The sequence below is a fragment of the Hartmannibacter diazotrophicus genome, assembly GCF_900231165.1.
GTDB lineage: Bacteria > Pseudomonadota > Alphaproteobacteria > Rhizobiales > Pleomorphomonadaceae > Hartmannibacter > Hartmannibacter diazotrophicus.
Genome location: NZ_LT960615.1, coordinates 51,301 through 68,801, shown reverse-complemented (window position 1 = coordinate 68,801; position 17,501 = coordinate 51,301). Strand labels below are relative to the sequence as shown.

The following is a 17,501-nucleotide window of genomic DNA, read 5'->3' as shown; positions in this document are numbered from 1 at the left end:
TTCTCATATTCGAGAAGCGATTATAGCAAGAATGAAAACCAGATTGAAGCGGCGGCGGCCTGCTGCGCTCGCGCGCGCATCGGTCGAGCGCAACGATTTTGCCGGGCTGACCGACCGCACGCCGCACCATCCGGCACCTGATGCGAAACCACCGAGCCCACTGCGGGCGCCGCGTCTTCCATGACGTGAGGCCTAGCGCAGGCCAACATCCTCCAGCAATGCGGCCGACAGAGAATTGAATATATGCCCGAGTTGGCGGTGACCGGCATCGGTCGTCGTTGGGTTTTCACGCCAGAAATGCAGCTCGGCAGCAACGCACCGCACCGAATTTATGAGAGCTCCTCATGAACGTATGCAAATTCTGCCCGCTAGTTCACGAGCGTGCATCTGACTAGATCAACGGAAGAGGGCGATCCAGTCAGAAGGTTTACACGGCCTTTTTGGTTGCTGAGCGAGCCGAGAAGCCGCCGAGCCTGACGTCCGCCAAGCTTCTTCGCGAACAGCGACCACTGTCAGCACGGTGACGGCCGCGTGTCGTTGCGACTTTGAAAGTAGAATGAATGGCAGCTCATATTTCTGTAGCAACGATCGACACCGACGAACCACGTGCCTATTGGGGCGGGGTCTTCGCGATGTCACTTTGCGTCTTTACGCTCATTGCGTCGGAGTTTATGCCCGTCAGCCTTCTGACGCCCATTGCCTTGGAGCTTCAGGTGACAGAGGGACAGGCTGGGCAAGCAATTGCCATTTCCGGCGCATTCGCGGTATTGACCAGCCTGTTTATTTCCTCACTTGCGGGACATTTAGACCGGAAAATTCTTCTGCTTGCATTGACCGTCGTAATGGCCCTCTCGGGGACGATCGTGGCGATTGCCCCGAATTATGAAATTCTCATGGTCGGACGCGCGCTGATTGGGGGCGTCATCGGTGGCTTCTGGTCGATGTCGGCAGCAACCGCTATGCGGTTGGTGCCGCCACAGCAGGTTCCACGCGCCTTGGCGATCTTCAATGGTGGCAACGCTCTGGCCACAGTGATTGCTCCGCCACTTGGAGCCTTCCTTGGCTCGATTATTGGCTGGCGCGGAGCCTTCTTTTGCGTCGTCCCGGTCGCGGTGATCGTCTTTATCTGGCAGATTGTAAGTCTGCCGTCGATGAAGTCGGAACGGAGGCCGGGTACAGTCAATGTGTTCCAACTGCTGAAACGGCCACTGGTCGCCTTCGGCATGGCATCTGTCGGCCACTTTTTTATGGGACAGTTTGCTCTGTTCACCTACGTGCGCCCGTTCCTCGAAACGGTGACGGCGGTTGACGTTTCGACGCTGTCACTTGTTCTGCTCGGGATCGGTCTCGCCGGTGTCGTCGGCACCAGCTTGGTTGGCGTCCTCCTCATCAAGGAAGGGCTTTATCGGATGTTGATCATCATCCCCGTAGTCATGGCCGTGATCGCCGCATTCCTTATCGTGTTTGGCCACAGTCTACTGACCACCGCTGCCTTACTCGGTATATGGGGAATGTTTAGCACGGCGGCGCCAGTCGGCTGGTGGACCTGGCTGACGCGATCTTTGCCGCAGGACGCAGAAGCCGGCGGCGGACTGATGGTGGCGGTAATACAGTTCGCAATAACGCTTGGCGCTGTTGTCGGTGGAGTACTGTTCGATTTGAGCGGATTTCAGGCCACCTTTGTCGCCAGCTCCGTGCTGCTGTTGTTAGCAGGTCTTCTGGCGGCACGTGCTGCGGCAATTGTTATAACGGCGGATACTGCCGTGAATTAGCGTTTCCGTTCAATACGGAGTCATGAATATAAACTAAATCTTTGTCTTCACCCACGTCTGGACGCTGTGCGTGCGGCGTCTGTAACCTCATGGCCGATATGGGGCGCTTTCTTGCCCGGCGGCATTGCGGCCAACAGCCGATGGGCAGCTTCCCGGCATGCCCCAGACAAAGCTGCTCGCAATCTTCTAGTGGGTCGCTTTGTCAGCCGGTGCGAAGCTTCGCGACAAACGTCACGACTTCGTCTTGAAGTGCCAACGATTGCCTTTCCAACTGGCCCGACAAGTTCAACAGATCGCCCGCTGCGATGCCGGTGGTGTTGGCAGAGTCTCCAACAGCACCAATAATGGCGCTGACGTTCTGGGCCGCTTCTGCGGCACGCTGTGTATTCGATGCAATTTCACTCGTCGCGGCTCCTTGCTGCTCAACCGCACCAGCGATGGAAGCGGAGCTTTCCTGAATATGCTTGATGGTTTGAACAATCTCTTCAATTGAGCATACGGTTGATTCGGTCGCTACCTGGATTTCCTGAACTTTTTTGGCAATGCCATCAGTTGCCTTGGCCGTCTGTCCAGCCAGGCTCTTCACCTCGGACGCAACGACAGCAAATCCCCGCCCTGCCTCTCCCGCTCGCGCAGCTTCAATGGTCGCATTGAGCGCCAGCAGGTTTGTTTGCTCGGCAATTTCGGAAATGAGACTGACGACCTCGCCGATCTCGGACGCTGCTGTCGAGAGCAGCCGAATGTTCGATTCGAACATCGCCGCTTTTCCGGAAGCTTCTTCGGAAATCTTGACGGATCGCGTCACCTGAGCCGTGATTTCATGAACCGATGCCGACAGCTCTTCCGTTGATGCAGCCACACTTTGCACGTTGTGAGCCGCACCCCTGGCAGCCCCGGAAACATTGTGGGCTTGCTCGGAGGTTTGTTCTGCAGTCGCCGACAGGCCCTGCGCCGCGCCAGCAAGGTCTCGTGCCGAACCAACAAATCGCTCAGCCAGACTTCCCATCTTTTCCTGGAAAGTGTTCGCGATACGCTCACGTTCCTCAAGCATCGCAGTCGCCGTGCTGGCTTCGCGATCGGCTTGGCGTATCCTCATGTCCGCGGCTTCGGCAAGGCTGTCGCGAAGAATTTTGAGTGCTCCCGAAATCTGCTCGATTTCGAATGGACACCGGAAATTAGGGATCGTTGCAGTGAGATCTCCCCTTGCAATGGATTGAACAGCATGCGTGACTTCGAGAAGAGGGGCTGAAACACCACGCCAAACGAAAACAATGGCGACGATACCAAACAGGATGATGCAAACCAAAGCGGCCGATACGCTATATTTCGCAATCGAGTAGTCAAGCTCCGCTTTGTCGGATGCTTCCGATGCAAAAGATTTCTCCACCTGCGACAACGTTTCAAGTTTATCACTTGCTTCCGCAAAACTAGAACCCATCTCGGCAAGGTACATATCTGTCGCTATACCGAAATTTCCGGACTTTAAGAGATCTATAAAATTAAAATTGTCGTTTACATAATCGCGCCATAAAACAAGAAAACGAGAAAACGCAGAATCATCGGTGCTTGAAGCATCGTAATTCTTTCCAAGCGAAATGAGTTGCGTATTCACTGCCAGAATTGCGGATTCTATTTCCGGCAACGCCTTTTCCTGATCAAGAGGATTCAATGCGACCAGCATAATTCCTTCAGCCAAACGAAGATTGGCGAAACCGCTCTGAATTTTTCCAACCGTCGTTGACCTCGACAAGTTAACCTCGCTGAATGAGTGCAAATTGTCGTTTGCACTGCTGAGGCTGCGAAGTCCATGCACGCCCTGCAAGCTCGATAACAAAATAACGGATACAAATGCGGACATCAGCATGGAATTTATTGTCAGTCGCATCTTTAGTCTCCACCAGATGTAGACAGAAAGATAGAGTCTCAAATTGGAACGATCATTCGCGATCAATACTTTTTTGCTAGTTCCATCTAAGCAAATGCACAAAAGTATCGTATATCCGTTAGCTATATCCGCACTGGACTCATATTTTTTGTATTATTAATATGCGAAGCCGTATCTAATTTTTTGTTAAATTGGGCGTGCCCAATCAACTGTCCGTCCTCTTAACTTCGGCCCGTCAATTTTTTTCTCGCCAAATCAGCGTCGCGATGATTCAGTATTTCGCATGCATTTATTCCGCAGGGAAAATGGTATGAAGCGGCCTGCGATAACGACCGCTTGAGGAAAGCACCTAGAGCGGTTTCCTCTCATTCCGGGTCATAGCCGCATGATCTGAAGTAGTTGGCGCATTCGTCGGGTTGGAAGATGTCGATGAGTCTGCCGATCAGGTCCCACAGCCCGCTGACGGTGCGCTCACCCGCCTTGCGGAGCATGGGCTTGAGCCGGGAGAATGCCTTCTCGATCGGGTTGAAGTCTGGGCTGTATGGCGGGGGGAAGCGCAAGGTTGCGCCGGCCGCTTCGATCCTCTCCTTCACTGCCGCCCGCTTGTGGCTCGAAAGGTTATCCATGATGACCACGTTGCCAGGTTGCAGTTTGGGCACCAGAACTTGCGCCACATAGGCTTCGAACCAGTCGCCGTTGATCGGCCCATCAAGCACCATCGGCGCGACCATGCCGGTCATCCGCAGGCCCGCGACCAACGTGGTGGTTGTCAATGCCGAACGAATTTTCCCCAGAAGTGCCGAAGTAAAATTCCCCAGATTGGCCGATGCGGTCGTGCTGGAGACTTAAGGATTTTTGGGCGGCCGTCCTCTTGGGCGCGGCGGCGGATTGAGCGTTGGCGGGGAGATGATGGCTTAGGCGCGGACATGCTCGGGCATCAGTTCGGCATGCTGTCGGAGGCGGTAGCTTGTCCCTCGATCTGAACGACGACGGCATGGTGCAGCAGCCTGTCGAGCAGCGCGTTGGCGACGACGGGATCGCCAAAGACCTCGCCCCATTCGGCAAAGCCGCGATTGGAGGTGAGGATCATGGCTCCCTGTTCGGCGATCAGCTCCCGAATGAAGCCGCCCTGCGCTTCGATCTTGCCCGAATGCCGGTCACCGCCGCGCGGCTTGACCACGGCCCGACCATGTTCCAGGGCAAGTTGTCGCCAGCGGATCGCGCTCGACACACTGACACCTAAGCGGGCTGCCGCCGCACGACAACTCAGGCCACCATCAATCGCTGCAACAACCCCGTCCCGAAGATCCCGTGAAAGCGTTCGTGCCATCCATGCTGGCCTCCTGCAACCAGCGGGAAGTCTGAATCACAAAACCGCCGACAAGGATCCCCAACGATCCAGTTCGTCTGGAAACCGCTCTAAGCAGCGGACTCGGGTGTGCATGCCGCCGTTCTGCTCAATCTGGTCGGATGGCCTCTCACCGACAAGCTCGACATACCCGACAAGACCACCCTGACGTGCTTGTCGCCGCGATCCTCCGAATCCAACGCGGTTGAAAGCGTCTTGCAGTTCATCGATGACAACTGACTCACAAACCGCACCGCATCCTTGACGACAATGTGAAACCGGGCCCATGCGTTCTGTTTAGGCTGTGTGGACGAATTTTCCCAAGATGAGGGATATGGGACTCCATCGTTGAATCTGTTGTTATTCATAGGTTTCCGGTGAATTGGAGGATATTTGATGTCGACGCGGATGATGGACACATGAGTTGTCACCACAGCCGTCCCCGTTGATATTATGTTGATGTTGCGGATCACTTCCGAATTAGAAATGGTAACTTGCTTGAGCCTCGAACTGCGTTTGCCCGACCGCCAAACCGCCGCGCATGTGGTGCATCCCACCAGTTCTGCGGGAACGGGCCATTCAGAGCGCTATTTGCAGCTTCACGTCATCTGGAAGACCCAATGACGCACGCTCAAAGGCAGTGATCGCCTCATTGAATGAAAATGTTGCCGTGATGAGGGGTTTGAGGTCCACTTTTCCAGACGCGATCAATGCAATCGCGCGTTCATATTGGTGCGCATAACGAAAGACGGTCTTGATCTGAATTTCCTTTGTCGAAAGTGTTGAAATGTCGACCGGAACGCTAGAGATCGGAAGGCCGACAGCGATGATTGTTCCGGCTGGACGCAAGATGCGATCGATATCCTTCCATGCCGCCGCGGCACCAGAGCACTCAAATACGATATCGGCGCCCCATCCGCCTGTAAGCTGAGAGATCATCTCGGGCAAACTGTTCTTATTCAGGTCGCATGGGATTATGCCTTGATACTGCGAAGCAATGTCCAGCTTCGGCTTGGCAAAATCTGCAAGCACTACGGTTGCACAACCGCCTGCGAGTGCGGCGAGCGCGACCATGGTTCCGATTGGGCCTGCCCCCGTCACCACAGCAATATCGCCGGGTTGAATATTGGCCTTTGCAGCGGCCTGCATACCCACAGCGAAAGGCTCAATCATCGCACCTTCAGCGTCCGTAACATTGTCCGGCAACTTGAAGGACAATGCGGCGGGATGAATCGCATATGGCGTAAGAACGCCGTGAACCGGTGGTGTCGCCCAGAAAACCACGTCCGGATCAAGGTTGTAGATACCAAGGCGCGAGGCTTTGGACAAAGTGGTCGGAATTCCTGGTTCCATGCAAACCCGATCACCGATCTTGAGGTGATCGACACCGGCGCCGCATTCGACGACGACCCCCGCAGCTTCGTGGCCCAAGACCATTGGCGCGTTGACCTCGAATGGTCCGATCTTTCCATGTGTATAGTAATGCACATCGGAGCCGCAGATACCGACAACCTTTATTGCGATCTTGACATCGTTTGACCCGATTTTATTGGAAAGTTCTATTTCACGCAGAGATAATTTGCCTTTTCGCTCCAGGACCAGAGCCATTTGTGAATTCGCCATTCTATTTTTCTCCACCATTTGTCGGATCTTCAGCTTTCTTTCTGTATTCACGCGGGGTGCAGCCTTGAATTGATAGAAATCGTCGATTGAAATTTGCGAGATTATTGTATCCGCAATCCAAGGCTATATTGGCGACCGTTTCATTCGAACTGCGCAACAAGCTGCAGGCGCGGCCAATTCGTAATCTTGTTTTGAATTCACTGTAAGTAATTCCGACATGACGGCCAAAGAATCGACTGAACGACGTTTCAGTCATCTTGGCAACTGCCGCCAACTCCGCAAGCGATGTTTCTTCCGATATATTCTGTTTTAAATGTTCAATTACTCTCTGAATTATATCGTTGTCATTCTTGTTCAAAGATGTTTGTCTTGCTTTTGAAAGTATTTCATAGGATGTCTCATCAGACATAGCCTCAAGAATTGAAAAAAAGCGTCCGACGCGGTCCGCGCCCTTTGAGTCTCCAAGTCTTTCGAGCTGCTCTGCAAATTGCTGGGCTGATTTCCCGGTAAATCGAATTCCGTTGAGAGCCCGATCAAAGAGGTCGGAGAGATGAGCAAGTTCGGGGAAAATCACCGCACTGTTGAGAATTCTGTGGGGATCAAATTGGATCACCAAGTCACGTCCGGGCAGGTTCGAGCCGGGCTGCCTGAAAGAAATCCAGTCATGCGGCAGCCAGCTTCCGATAATCGTCAAATCGCCCGGACCAAAATTTCCGATGTAATCGCCCACCATGGCGATCCCGCTGGAGTGCCTTATGAGATGTATTTCGAACTCCGGATGGCAGTTCCACGTAGAAAACTGCCAGGGGTAATCATCAACACGCCAGACAAAACTTTCTGAAGCGCCACAGGCTATTCGTTCAAACTGCGGCGATTGCATTTGCTGTCTCTCTGGTGTCAATTCGGCGTTCATTGCAAAACTCCAAATTTCTCGACAGTTGTTTCACTGAGTTTTGATAATAATCACTCTCAAATTTATACAGCTTCCCAATAAATACTGCCTCATGAGCGCCTGTTGAGCGGATCAATGCCATGCCAGAAGAAAAATCCCAGTATCCAAGCGGCACAATTAACTGCTTTGTCTATTCAAATGCCATACCGTCGGCGTCGAAGCGGTGGACCTTGCCCTGCTCGGGGGTCAGGAAAACGCGGTCGCCATAGTGGACGGGGAATTCGCCGCCGACGCGAACCGTCATGATGTCCTGACCCTCGACGGTGACATGGAGATAGGTGTCGGAGCCGAGGTGCTCGGAGACATTGACGATCCCCTGCCAGGTCCCCTCGGTGGTGGAGAGGATCATATGCTCGGGGCGCACGCCGATGGTCTTAGCGCCCAGCTTCTCCGCGTCGGCGCCGGTGACGAAGTTCATCTTCGGCGAGCCGATGAAGCCGGCGACGAAGAGATTGCGCGGGTGGTGATAGAGCTCGAGCGGCGTGCCCACCTGGGCGATGTTGCCCTTGTTGAGCACCACGATCTTGTCGGCCATGGTCATGGCCTCGACCTGGTCGTGGGTGACGTAGATCATGGTGGTCTTGAGCCGCTGATGCAGTTCGCTGATCTCCAGCCGCATGCCGACGCGCAAAGCGGCATCGAGGTTGGACAGCGGCTCGTCGAAGAGGAACGCCGCCGGTTCGCGCACGATGGCCCGGCCGATGGCGACGCGCTGGCGCTGGCCGCCGGAAAGCTGCCCCGGCCGGCGTTCGAGATAGTCGGTAAGGTTCAGCACCTGCGCGGCATCGCGCACCTTCTTGTCGATGGCCGGGCTCTCCATTCCAGCCATCTTCAACGGGAAGGCGATGTTCTTGTAGACGCTCATATGCGGATAGAGCGCGTAGGACTGGAACACCATCGCCAGGCCGCGCTTGGCGGGCGGGCTGTCGCTGGCATCCTTGCCGTCGATGACGATCTTGCCGCCGGAGATATCCTCCAGGCCCGCGATGAGACGCAGGAGCGTGGACTTGCCGCAGCCCGACGGACCGACGAAGACCACGAACTCGCCGTCGGCAATCTCGAGGTCGATCGAGGGAATGACGGTCGTCTCGCCGAAGGACTTGGTCACGCCCTGAAGCTGGATATTGCCCATTGTTGTTCTTCCTTCACTTCACGGCGCCGAAGGTGAGCCCGCGCACGAGCTGCTTCTGGCTGAACCAACCGAGGATGAGAATCGGGGCGATCGCCATGGTGGAGGCCGCCGAGAGCTTGGCCCAGAAGAGACCTTCGGGGCTCGAATAGGAGGCGATGAACGCCGTCAGCGGGGCGGCCTTGGCGGCCGTGAGATTCAACGTCCAGAATGCCTCGTTCCAGGCCATGATGATGTTGAGCAGCATGGTGGAGGCGATGCCGGGAACGGCCATCGGGGTGAGGACGTAGACGATTTCCTTGGCAAGCGAGGCGCCGTCCATGCGGGCGGCTTCCAGGATTTCGCCCGGAATCTCGCGGAAGTAGGTGTAGAGCATCCAGACGATGATCGGCAGGTTGATCATGGTCATGATGCCGGTCAGGCCCGTGCGGGTGTCGAGCAGGCCCCAGTCCCGGAAGAGCAGGTAGATCGGGACCAGAACGCCCACCGCCGGCATCATCTTGGTGGAGAGCATCCACATCAGCACATCCTTGGTGTGCTTGGTCGGCGAGAAGGCCATGGCCCAGGCCGCCGGCACCGCGATGATCAGTCCGAGGATGGTCGATCCGATGGCGATGACCACAGAGTTGCCGAAGTGCAGGAAGTAGTTGGAACGCGACTGCACTTCCAGGTAGTTCTCCGTCGTCCATTCGAAGAACAGGAAGCTCGGGGGATTGGCGATCGCCTCGCCCTCGGTCTTGAAGCTGGTCAGGAACGTCCACAGGATCGGGAAGAAGATCAGGAAGCCGATCGTCCAGCCGAGGACGGTGAAGATCACGGTCTGCCGTGTGGAGACTTTGCGTGCCATGTCGGTGCCTCCTTACTTGTCGAGATTCTTGCCAATCATGCGGATCAGGAAGATCGCAACGATGTTGGCGAGGATGACCGCGATGATGCCGCCCGCCGAGGCCCCGCCGACGTCGTATTGCAGGAGAGCCTGGGTGTAGACGAGATAGGTGAGGTTGGTGGTCTGGGTGCCGGGTCCGCCGCCGGTGGTGACGAGGATCTCGGCGAAGACCGAAAGCAGGAAGATGGTCTCGATCAGGACCACCACCGTGATGGCGCGCGAAAGGTGCGGCAGCACGATGTAGATGAAGCGCGAGACGAAGCCGGCGCCGTCCATCTCCGCGGCTTCCTTCTGCTCCGAATCGAGCGACTGCAGCGCCGTCAGAAGGATCAGTGTCGCAAACGGCAGCCACTGCCATGCGACGATCATGATGATCGAGAAGAGCGGCACGCTGGAGAGCCAGTCGACCGGTTGCAGGCCGAAGGTGCGCGCGATCCAGGCGAAGACGCCGTAGACCGGGTGCATCATCATGTTCTTCCAGACCAGCGCCGAGACGGTGGGCATCACGAAGAAGGGGGCGATGACCATCAGCCGCACGATGCCGCGGCCATAGAAGGGCTGGTCAAGCAACAAGCCAAAGAGAATGCCGCCGACAATGGTGATCATCAGCACACCGACGACGAGGATCAGCGTGTTGGCGATGGCGTCGGAAAAGGCGGGATCGGTGACGAAGTATTGGTAGTTGAAGAAGCCCGCCCACTCCTCCATCCCCGGCATCAACAGATTGTAGCGCAGGAAGGAGAAGTAGAGCGTCATCACCAGCGGAACGATCATCCACAGGAAGAGCAGGATAACCGCCGGCGACATCATCAGGCGGGCCGAAGCCTTCGTGTGCAGCGTTGCCATGTCCGCCTCTTCCTTTTTGTTATGGGCTGTTCATGGGGCCGTGGTGCCATGCATCGCAGCCAGAGTTTCGTCGAGCGGCAGTTTGCCAGCATGCTCCGCCGCGCTCAAACGCCCGACGTGGCAACCGTCGAACTCCGGCAGGATAGGGTGGAAATCCTCCACCCGTGTGGTGCCCAACTTCACTTGAGTGACGACCCAACCGCCAGCTTGCGCTCCGCAAGCCGGTCCATTCACCAGTGCGCGCATCGGAAAAGCCGGCGCTGCACGTTACCTTTCGGGAAAGCGCTATCAGCTTTTGTTTCTCTGCGGCTTCTTGTCCGAAAAACCGGCTTCGGCATTTTGAGAACACGCCCTGGCGCATCCAAGTTTCCGCCCGCCGGGGAAGAGAACCGGCGGGCGGAAGTGTCCTGGGAGGACAGGGGCTTAGCCGCAGGGAGGAGCGGCTTCACCCAGAATGGCGGACTCACATCACTTGATGTAGCCGCCCTTCATCATCTCGCGCTTGGCGAGTTGTTGAGCGCTGCTGAGCGCTTGATCGACAGTGGCCTGACCGGCAAGAGCTGCCGAGAACTGCTGACCCACCGCCGTGCCGAGCCCCTGGAACTCAGGGATCGCGACGAACTGGATGCCGGTATAGGGCACCGGCTTGACGGTCGGATGGAGCGGATCAGCCGCGTTGATCGAGTCAAGCGTCATCTTGGCGAAAGGAATTTTCGCATATTCCGGGTTCTCGTAAAGCGAGGTCCGGGTGCCCGGAGGCACGTTCGCCCAGCCTTCCTTTGACGCGACCAGTTCCAAATAGTGCTTGCTCGTTGCCCAGGAGATGAACTTCTCCGCGGCTTCCGCCTTCTGCGTACCGGCGGGAATTGCCAGGGACCAGGCCCAGAGCCAGTTGCCGCGCTTGCCAAGACCGTTGTCCGGAGCGAGCGCGAAGCCTACCTTGTCGGCAACCGTCGAGTCCTTCGGGTTGGTCACGAAGGACGCCGCAACCGTCGCGTCGATCCACATGCCGCACTTGCCGGACTGGAATAGCGCAAGGTTCTCGTTGAAGCCGTTCGAGGAGGCTCCGGGCGGTCCGGCGTCATGCATCAGGTCGACGTAGAAGGAGAGAGTCTCCTTCCATTCCGGCTGATCGAACTGCGGCTCCCAGTTCTCGTCGAACCAGCGCGAGCCAAAGGAGTTCGACATGGCCGTCAGGAAGGCCATGTTCTCGCCCCAGCCGGCCTTGCCACGAAGGCAGATACCATAGACTTCACCAGCCTTGTCCGTCATCTTGCGGGCGGCATCGGCAATAAAGTCCCAGGTTGGCGCGTCGGGCATCGTCAGCCCGGCCTTCTCCATGAGATCCTTGCGGTACATCACCATCGAGCTTTCGCCGTAGAATGGTGCCGCATAAAGCTTGCCGTCCTGCGACAGTCCTGCGCGGATCGCCGGAAGCAGATCGTCGACGTCGTAGTCGGCGCCGAGATTTTCGAGTGGAAGCAACCAGTTCTGTTTGGCCCAGATCGGAACTTCATAAGTGCCAATGGTCAGCACGTCAAACTGGCCGCCCTTGGTGGCGATGTCCGTCGTCACCTTCTGGCGCAGGACATTCTCCTCCATCGTGACCCACTCAAGGTCGATGCCGGGATTGCTCGCCTTGAAGTCATCCGTCAGCTTTTGCATCCGGACCATGTCACCATTGTTTACTGTCGCAATCGTGAGCGTCTCGGCCGACGCCATACCAACGAATGCGAACACAGAACACGCGCTCAGTATAATCGTTTTAAACACGTCTTTTCCTCCCAATTTTTCTCTCTGCCGCCTTGTCTCGAAGCAGCTGAATAATTTTTATGGGGTAATTGGTGCTCGCTCTATGCCGCGCCAAACAAAAAACTAATACTTTTTTGCCTGAAGAGATTGAGTTGCGTCTTGTAAGCCGCGGTTGCTTTCGGGACATCTCTTTGTGCGATTATAGTTTCTCTCGGAGCACCTCGTAAGGCGTCTTGCCGTTGAACGCGCCGTGCGGTCTGGCAAAGTTGTAGAAGCGCTCCCATTCATCGAGCTTGGCCGCCAAATCGATGTCGCCTTTGTAACTGAGCAGTTGGTAGAATTCCTGGCTGTCCGATCGGTGCGAGCGCTCGACCTTGCCGTTCAACTGCGGTGTGCCTCGCCGGATGTAGGCATGGCGGATACCTTTATCCTCGACATGCCAATGGAATTTCGCCTGGAACTCATGGCCGTTATCGGTCCTGATTTCCTGAATGCGGAATGGAAAACTCTCGATGACGTGGTCAACGAAGTCTATGGCGCTGGCTTGAGTGTGCTTGTCATAGATCTTGAGCGCCCGCACCCGCGTTGCATCGTCGATAGCGGTGAACTGGAAGCGGCGGATCTTCTCGCCGCCGCTTCCTTTGAACGTCAAGAATTTGACGTCCATCTGGATATGGTGGCCCGGCACCTGTTTGTTGTATCGCTTGGTGTGCACCTTCCGCAGCCGGGTCCCACGCGGCAGCCGGTTCACGCCATGGCGCTTGAGGATCCGGGAGACTGTCGCATCTGAGAGATTGATGCCGTGGTAGCGCGCCAGATACCAGACGATCCGCATCGGGCCGAGGTGGTATTTGCTGCGAAGATGGAGGACCTTCTCCTCGATTGCGACCGGCGTCCGATTGGCATGCCATTTTGGAATTGGTGGCCGGTTCACCAGACCGGCCTCACCGTCCTTACGATAAGCCTCGCGCCATCGGTAGAAGCTGCTGCGGCCAATGCCGAAATATCGACAGGTCTTCGCAACATGACCGGTCTCCTCGGCGTGGTGCAGAATACGAAGCTTGCGCGCGATCTCGCGTTGATCCTTGCCCATGAACACCTCCGTCGCTCCAGAAAATTGAGCTTATTGGAGATGTCCCGCGAGTACCGGCATATCTACACGTGAGGCGCTGCACAATAGCTGGGACAAGAACGATCCGAAGGACGCTCAGGTCATCCTGCACATGCTGGAGATCGGGGCCGTGCAGTTCTACCATGACCCGCTGGTTGTCGGGACTGCCGATATCCAGGAACTGTCAAAGACCCACGAGATCGTCTCGCGCTCGAAGACCGAGCTCTGGCACCGCATCCTGACGCATTACCTGCCGCTCTACTTTCCCGAGGCCGAGCGATTTCACCGGAGCTCGCGAACGGATTGGTTCCTGGCATTTCTGGAGAGGTATCCCTCGCCGCACATGATCACGGCCATGAGCCAAGATGCTTTCATCGCCGATGTTTGGGAGGTCGTCGGTCGCAAGGTGTCTAAAGAGCACCTCCTTTCAGATATTTACGCGACAGCCGTTGGCCCAGTTGGACTTCCTGTCCACCCGGATTCCGACGCGGTCCGCATGTTCCGGCTCGTTCTCGCGGAAGGCCGCAGTCTGATCCGCCAGCGTGATGAGATCGAAGCCCGGGCCGTCGAGTTGCTGTCGGACCTTCCCGACTATCGGTTGCTGACAACCATTCCCGGCATCGGCCCGATCAACGCCATGACCATCCTGGCCGAGGCCGGTGACCTGCGCCGCTTCCACCACCACCGACAGTTTCTGAAGTTCTGTGGCATGGACCTCGCCACCGTCCAGTCCGGCAAGTTTCGCGGACAGAGCAGGATCTCCAAGTATGGCAATGCCCGACTTCGACGCACCCTCTGGATGGCCGGCCAGACCGCCGTTCTCAAGCGAACCAACAGCTTCCGCGACAAGTTCGAACGCTACATCTCAAAGGATCGACACAATGCCCATCTGCGTCGCAAGGCCTACACCGCGATCGCGGCCAAGATGGCGCGCACCGTACACGCCGTGGTCAAACACGGCGTACCCTATCGCCCCTTCTTCGAGGGGGTGAGCCCAGGCGGAAGGACCTCTCTCTGACATGAGCCGTGGAGGCAGTTTGCTGACCTCGTAGATAATGTTCGGGCTTTCTGCTTGGGATTTCGGATCTCGTATTGAGGACGGTGAGGGCCGCCGCAGCGCGTACCCTGTGTTTGCTATGGAAGAGATCATTTCTTGACGGCAGAGCCCGTCTGGGTAACCGTATCAGGGTGTCCGGAGCACCGGATGCCCCAAGACCTGCTGACCTAAGCAGCCAAAATTTCCCGACATAGGACGTTGTCAGAGCGGATCTAGGCGGGCGGTCCGCGCAGGATGAAGAGATCGGTGAGTGCGTCGATGACGTCGGTTGATTTCAGCTTCCTGCGGACCCGGATCGTCAGACATTCCCGGCTGAACTCGTCGAGGATGTTCAGGGTGCGGAAGACCTTGCCTTCATCGGTTCGACAGTGAACGAAGTCATAGGACCAGACATGATGGCGGTATTGCGGTCGCAGCCGGACGCAGGAGCCGTCGTTCAGCCTGAGCCGTCCCTTCTTCGGTTGCCTCGATGGCACTTTCAGCCCCTCACGTCGCCACAACCGCTCAATCCGACCATCACTGACCTGCCATCCCGCATCACGCAGTAAAGCGGCGATCCGACGATAGCCGTAGCGCCCGTATTGCCGGGTCAGTTCAATCATGTCGGCCAACAGACGCTCGTCGTCGGCTCGCCCCGTCGGACGGCGCCGCTGGATGGACCGGTACTGACCCAACACTTGGCAGGCCCGGCACTCCGACACTGCCAGCAGGCCACGAACATGCTCGATGCAGGCCCGGCGACGCGACGGGCTCAGAAGTTTCCCCGGGCAGCTTCCTTCAGGATCAGCTTGTCCAACGTCAGGTCCGAGACGGCCTTGCGAAGCCGCTCATTCTCCTTCTGCAGCCGCTTCAATTCCTTCAGTTGACCGGTGCCCATCCCGCCATATTGCTTGCGCCAGCGGTAGTAGGTCTGCTCGGTGATGTGCATCTGGCGGATAGCATCCAGCCGCACCATGCCTTGTCCGACAAGCACCTCAACCTGCCGCAGCTTCGTGACAATCTCTTCCGGCTTGTGTCGCTTGGTCGCCATCTGTGGTCCTCCGTTTCCTATACGTAGCGGTGGACCAGTTCAGTGGGGGAGGCTCAAGTCGGGAATTCCCAAATTGTCACTACAGCCTAAAATTGGGCCAAGGAAATTTGCTCAAAATTTTTCTCGATCCGTGATTTTGCTTGTTCCACAATTGCCCCGACTGTGATCCCGAAATGGCGGTATAGATCGTCCGACGCGCCGGAGGCGCCGAAGCCCGTCATGCCGACGAAACCGCCATTCGGGCCGATCCATCGGTCCCAGCCCTGGCGGACCGCCGCCTCAACGCCGACGCGAATCGTTCCAGGCCCGAGGACCGCGTTGCGGTAGGCGACCGATTGCGCTTCGAAGAGTTCCCAGCAGGGCATGGAGACGACGGCGGTCGCGACGCCATCTGCCTGCAGACGATCACGGGCGGCAACGGCGAGCGCCACTTCCGAACCGGTAGCGAGCAGCGTTACGGTCCTTGGGCCTCCTTCCGCCTCGGCCAGCACATAGGCCCCGGCGGCAGATTTATTCTGTGTACCGCCGTCGCATCGTAGAGCCTGTAGTGGCTGGCGCGAGCAGATCATCGACGACGGACCGCCACGCCGGTCGAGCGCCAGTTCCCAACATTCGGCGGTCTCGACCGCGTCCGCTGGCCGGAACACGGCCATGTTCGGCATAGCCCTCAGGGAGGCGAGATATTCCACCGGCTGGTGGGTTGGCCCATTGCGGCCGATGCCGATGCTGTCGTGGCTGTAGATGGTGACGACCGGTAGGTCCATCAGTGCTGCCATGCGCAATGCGGGGCGCATGTAGTCGGAAAAGACCAGATAGGTCGCGCCCAACGGCAGGACACCGCCATGGGCGACGATGCCGTTCATCATCGAGCCCATGGCATGCTCGCGAATGCCGTAGTGCAAATATCGGCCGGTGGGTTCTTCGGCCGTGAAGGCCACAAGCTTGCCCTTGCAGTTGGTGGGGCCTTCGAGATCGGGCGCACCGGGAAGAAGCTCGGGAATCGTCTCGGCGAGCAGGTTAACGATCTCGGCCGTCGCCTCGTTGGAGGAGCGCGTCGTCGCTTCCTCGGCTAGGCGTTTGCGATGGGCAGTCAGCATCTCGCGCCAGCCGTCTGGCAGGTCGCCGCGCATCAGCCGCTCGAATTCCGCCCGCCGGTTGGCGGGAAGCGCGGCCACGGCTGCCTCCCAGGCGGCAACATTTGGGCGATTGCGGACAGAGGCGCCGTCCGTCCATGCTTTGTACACATCGGACGGAACCTCGAAGAGGCCGTGCGTCCAGCCGGCCGCCTCGCGCGCCTCGACGAGGTCGGCAGAGTAGACCCGTCCGCCGTGGGCGCCGCGCCTGCCTTCGAGGCGTGGCAGGCCCCGCCCGATGACCGTGGTGCAGGCGATCATTGAGGGGTGCTCGTCGGCGTCGGCCGCCTTGAGGGCCTCCGTCACAGCGTCGATATCGTGACCGTCTACATCGATCACCTGCCAGCCGGCGATGCGGAACCGCCCGCGGACATCCTCGGAGATTGAGAGATCCGTGCTGCCATCGTCGGTGATCCGGTTGTCGTCCCACAGGAAGCAAAGCTTGCCGAGCCGCAGGTGACCGGCGAGCGAGATCACTTCCTGCCCAACGCCCTCCATCAGACAGCCGTCGCCGACGAGCGCGAAAGTGCGATGGTCGACAATATCGGGTCCGATGAAAGCGGCAAGCCGGGCCTCGGCCACCGCCATGCCGACGGCGTTGGCGATCCCCTGGCCGAGCGGGCCCGTGGTCACTTCGATGCCGAGTTCGGGTGCACGCTCCGGGTGGCCGTGGGTGTGCGAGCCGAGCACGCGGAAATTGCGGATCTCGTCGATCGAAATCCCTTCGTAGCCGGAAAGGTGTAGCGCCGAATAGAGCAGCATGGAGCCGTGACCGTTGGAGAGGACAAAGCGGTCGCGATCCGGCCATAGCGGATTTTGCGGATCGAACTTCATGTGCCGCGTGAACAGTGCCGTAATGATTTCCGCGCAGCCGAGCGGTGCGCCAGGATGTCCGTCCGTCGCCCGCTCGATGGCGTCAAGTGAGAGAAAGCGGATGGCATCGGCCATGCGGTCGCGGATTGATACGGGCATCAAGA

At 57.7% G+C, this 17,501-nt stretch carries 10 protein-coding genes and 5 pseudogenes; 2 read left to right on the top strand and 13 right to left on the bottom strand.

Annotated features, from left to right (window positions below; translation table 11 throughout):
- The first annotated feature begins 560 nt into the window (after positions 1-560).
- Positions 561-1,772 (top strand): MFS transporter, encoded by a 1,212-nt coding sequence (locus HDIA_RS24805; RefSeq protein ID WP_099559188.1) that lies wholly within the window; start codon positions 561-563, stop codon positions 1,770-1,772.
- Between the two features lie 202 nt (positions 1,773-1,974).
- Here HDIA_RS24805 and HDIA_RS24800 read toward each other — a convergent pair whose 3' ends face one another.
- The 11 genes and pseudogenes from HDIA_RS24800 to HDIA_RS24750 all read right to left on the bottom strand — a co-directional run bounded on the left by HDIA_RS24800 (position 1,975) and on the right by HDIA_RS24750 (position 13,286).
- Entirely contained in the window at positions 1,975-3,657 is a 1,683-nt protein-coding gene (locus tag HDIA_RS24800) for a methyl-accepting chemotaxis protein (RefSeq protein ID WP_099559187.1), read from the bottom strand.
- Positions 3,658-4,022: 365 nt separating this feature from the next.
- Positions 4,023-4,424: pseudogene (locus HDIA_RS24795) on the bottom strand (transposase); the annotation flags it as partial.
- A gap of 78 nt (positions 4,425-4,502) precedes the next feature.
- Positions 4,503-4,759, bottom strand: a pseudogene (locus HDIA_RS24790) (ATP-binding protein); the annotation flags it as partial.
- Positions 4,760-4,876: 117 nt separating this feature from the next.
- A pseudogene (locus HDIA_RS25925) lies at positions 4,877-4,987 on the bottom strand (IS630 family transposase); the annotation flags it as partial.
- Between the two features lie 597 nt (positions 4,988-5,584).
- On the bottom strand, positions 5,585-6,628 hold the full coding sequence (locus HDIA_RS24785; RefSeq protein ID WP_162292711.1) for an NAD(P)-dependent alcohol dehydrogenase: 1,044 nt from the start codon (positions 6,626-6,628) through the stop codon (positions 5,585-5,587).
- Between the two features lies 1 nt (position 6,629).
- Complete coding sequence (locus tag HDIA_RS24780) at positions 6,630-7,541, bottom strand: AraC family transcriptional regulator (RefSeq protein ID WP_099559186.1); 912 nt, start codon at positions 7,539-7,541, stop codon at positions 6,630-6,632.
- Positions 7,542-7,710: 169 nt separating this feature from the next.
- A complete protein-coding gene (locus tag HDIA_RS24775; RefSeq protein ID WP_099559185.1) occupies positions 7,711-8,712 on the bottom strand; it encodes an ABC transporter ATP-binding protein in 1,002 nt (333 codons plus the stop codon).
- A 13-nt stretch (positions 8,713-8,725) separates the two neighbouring features.
- Positions 8,726-9,556 carry a carbohydrate ABC transporter permease gene (locus HDIA_RS24770; protein WP_099558295.1) on the bottom strand — a complete coding sequence of 277 codons (831 nt, stop codon included), beginning with the start codon at positions 9,554-9,556 and terminating at the stop codon, positions 8,726-8,728.
- A 12-nt stretch (positions 9,557-9,568) separates the two neighbouring features.
- Positions 9,569-10,441, bottom strand: coding sequence for a carbohydrate ABC transporter permease (locus HDIA_RS24765; protein WP_099559184.1), 873 nt, complete (start codon positions 10,439-10,441; stop codon positions 9,569-9,571).
- 468 nt (positions 10,442-10,909) lie between these two features.
- The gene (locus tag HDIA_RS24755; RefSeq protein WP_099559182.1) at positions 10,910-12,163 is read right to left on the bottom strand and encodes an ABC transporter substrate-binding protein; all 1,254 of its coding nucleotides are present in this window, start codon (positions 12,161-12,163) and stop codon (positions 10,910-10,912) included.
- A gap of 229 nt (positions 12,164-12,392) precedes the next feature.
- Positions 12,393-13,286 (bottom strand): IS481 family transposase, encoded by an 894-nt coding sequence (locus HDIA_RS24750; protein WP_099559181.1) that lies wholly within the window; start codon positions 13,284-13,286, stop codon positions 12,393-12,395.
- A 64-nt stretch (positions 13,287-13,350) separates the two neighbouring features.
- On the opposite strand from HDIA_RS24750, the pseudogene HDIA_RS24745 reads away from it, so the two are divergent.
- Positions 13,351-14,322 (top strand): annotated as a pseudogene (locus HDIA_RS24745) (IS110 family RNA-guided transposase); the annotation flags it as partial.
- A 254-nt stretch (positions 14,323-14,576) separates the two neighbouring features.
- Here the strand turns inward: HDIA_RS24745 and HDIA_RS24740 are convergent.
- Both HDIA_RS24740 and tkt read right to left on the bottom strand, forming a co-directional pair.
- Positions 14,577-15,391 (bottom strand): annotated as a pseudogene (locus tag HDIA_RS24740) (IS3 family transposase); the annotation flags it as partial.
- 86 nt (positions 15,392-15,477) lie between these two features.
- Complete coding sequence (gene tkt / locus HDIA_RS24735) at positions 15,478-17,496, bottom strand: transketolase (protein ID WP_099559180.1); 2,019 nt, start codon at positions 17,494-17,496, stop codon at positions 15,478-15,480.
- Between the last annotated feature and the right edge of the window lie 5 nt (positions 17,497-17,501).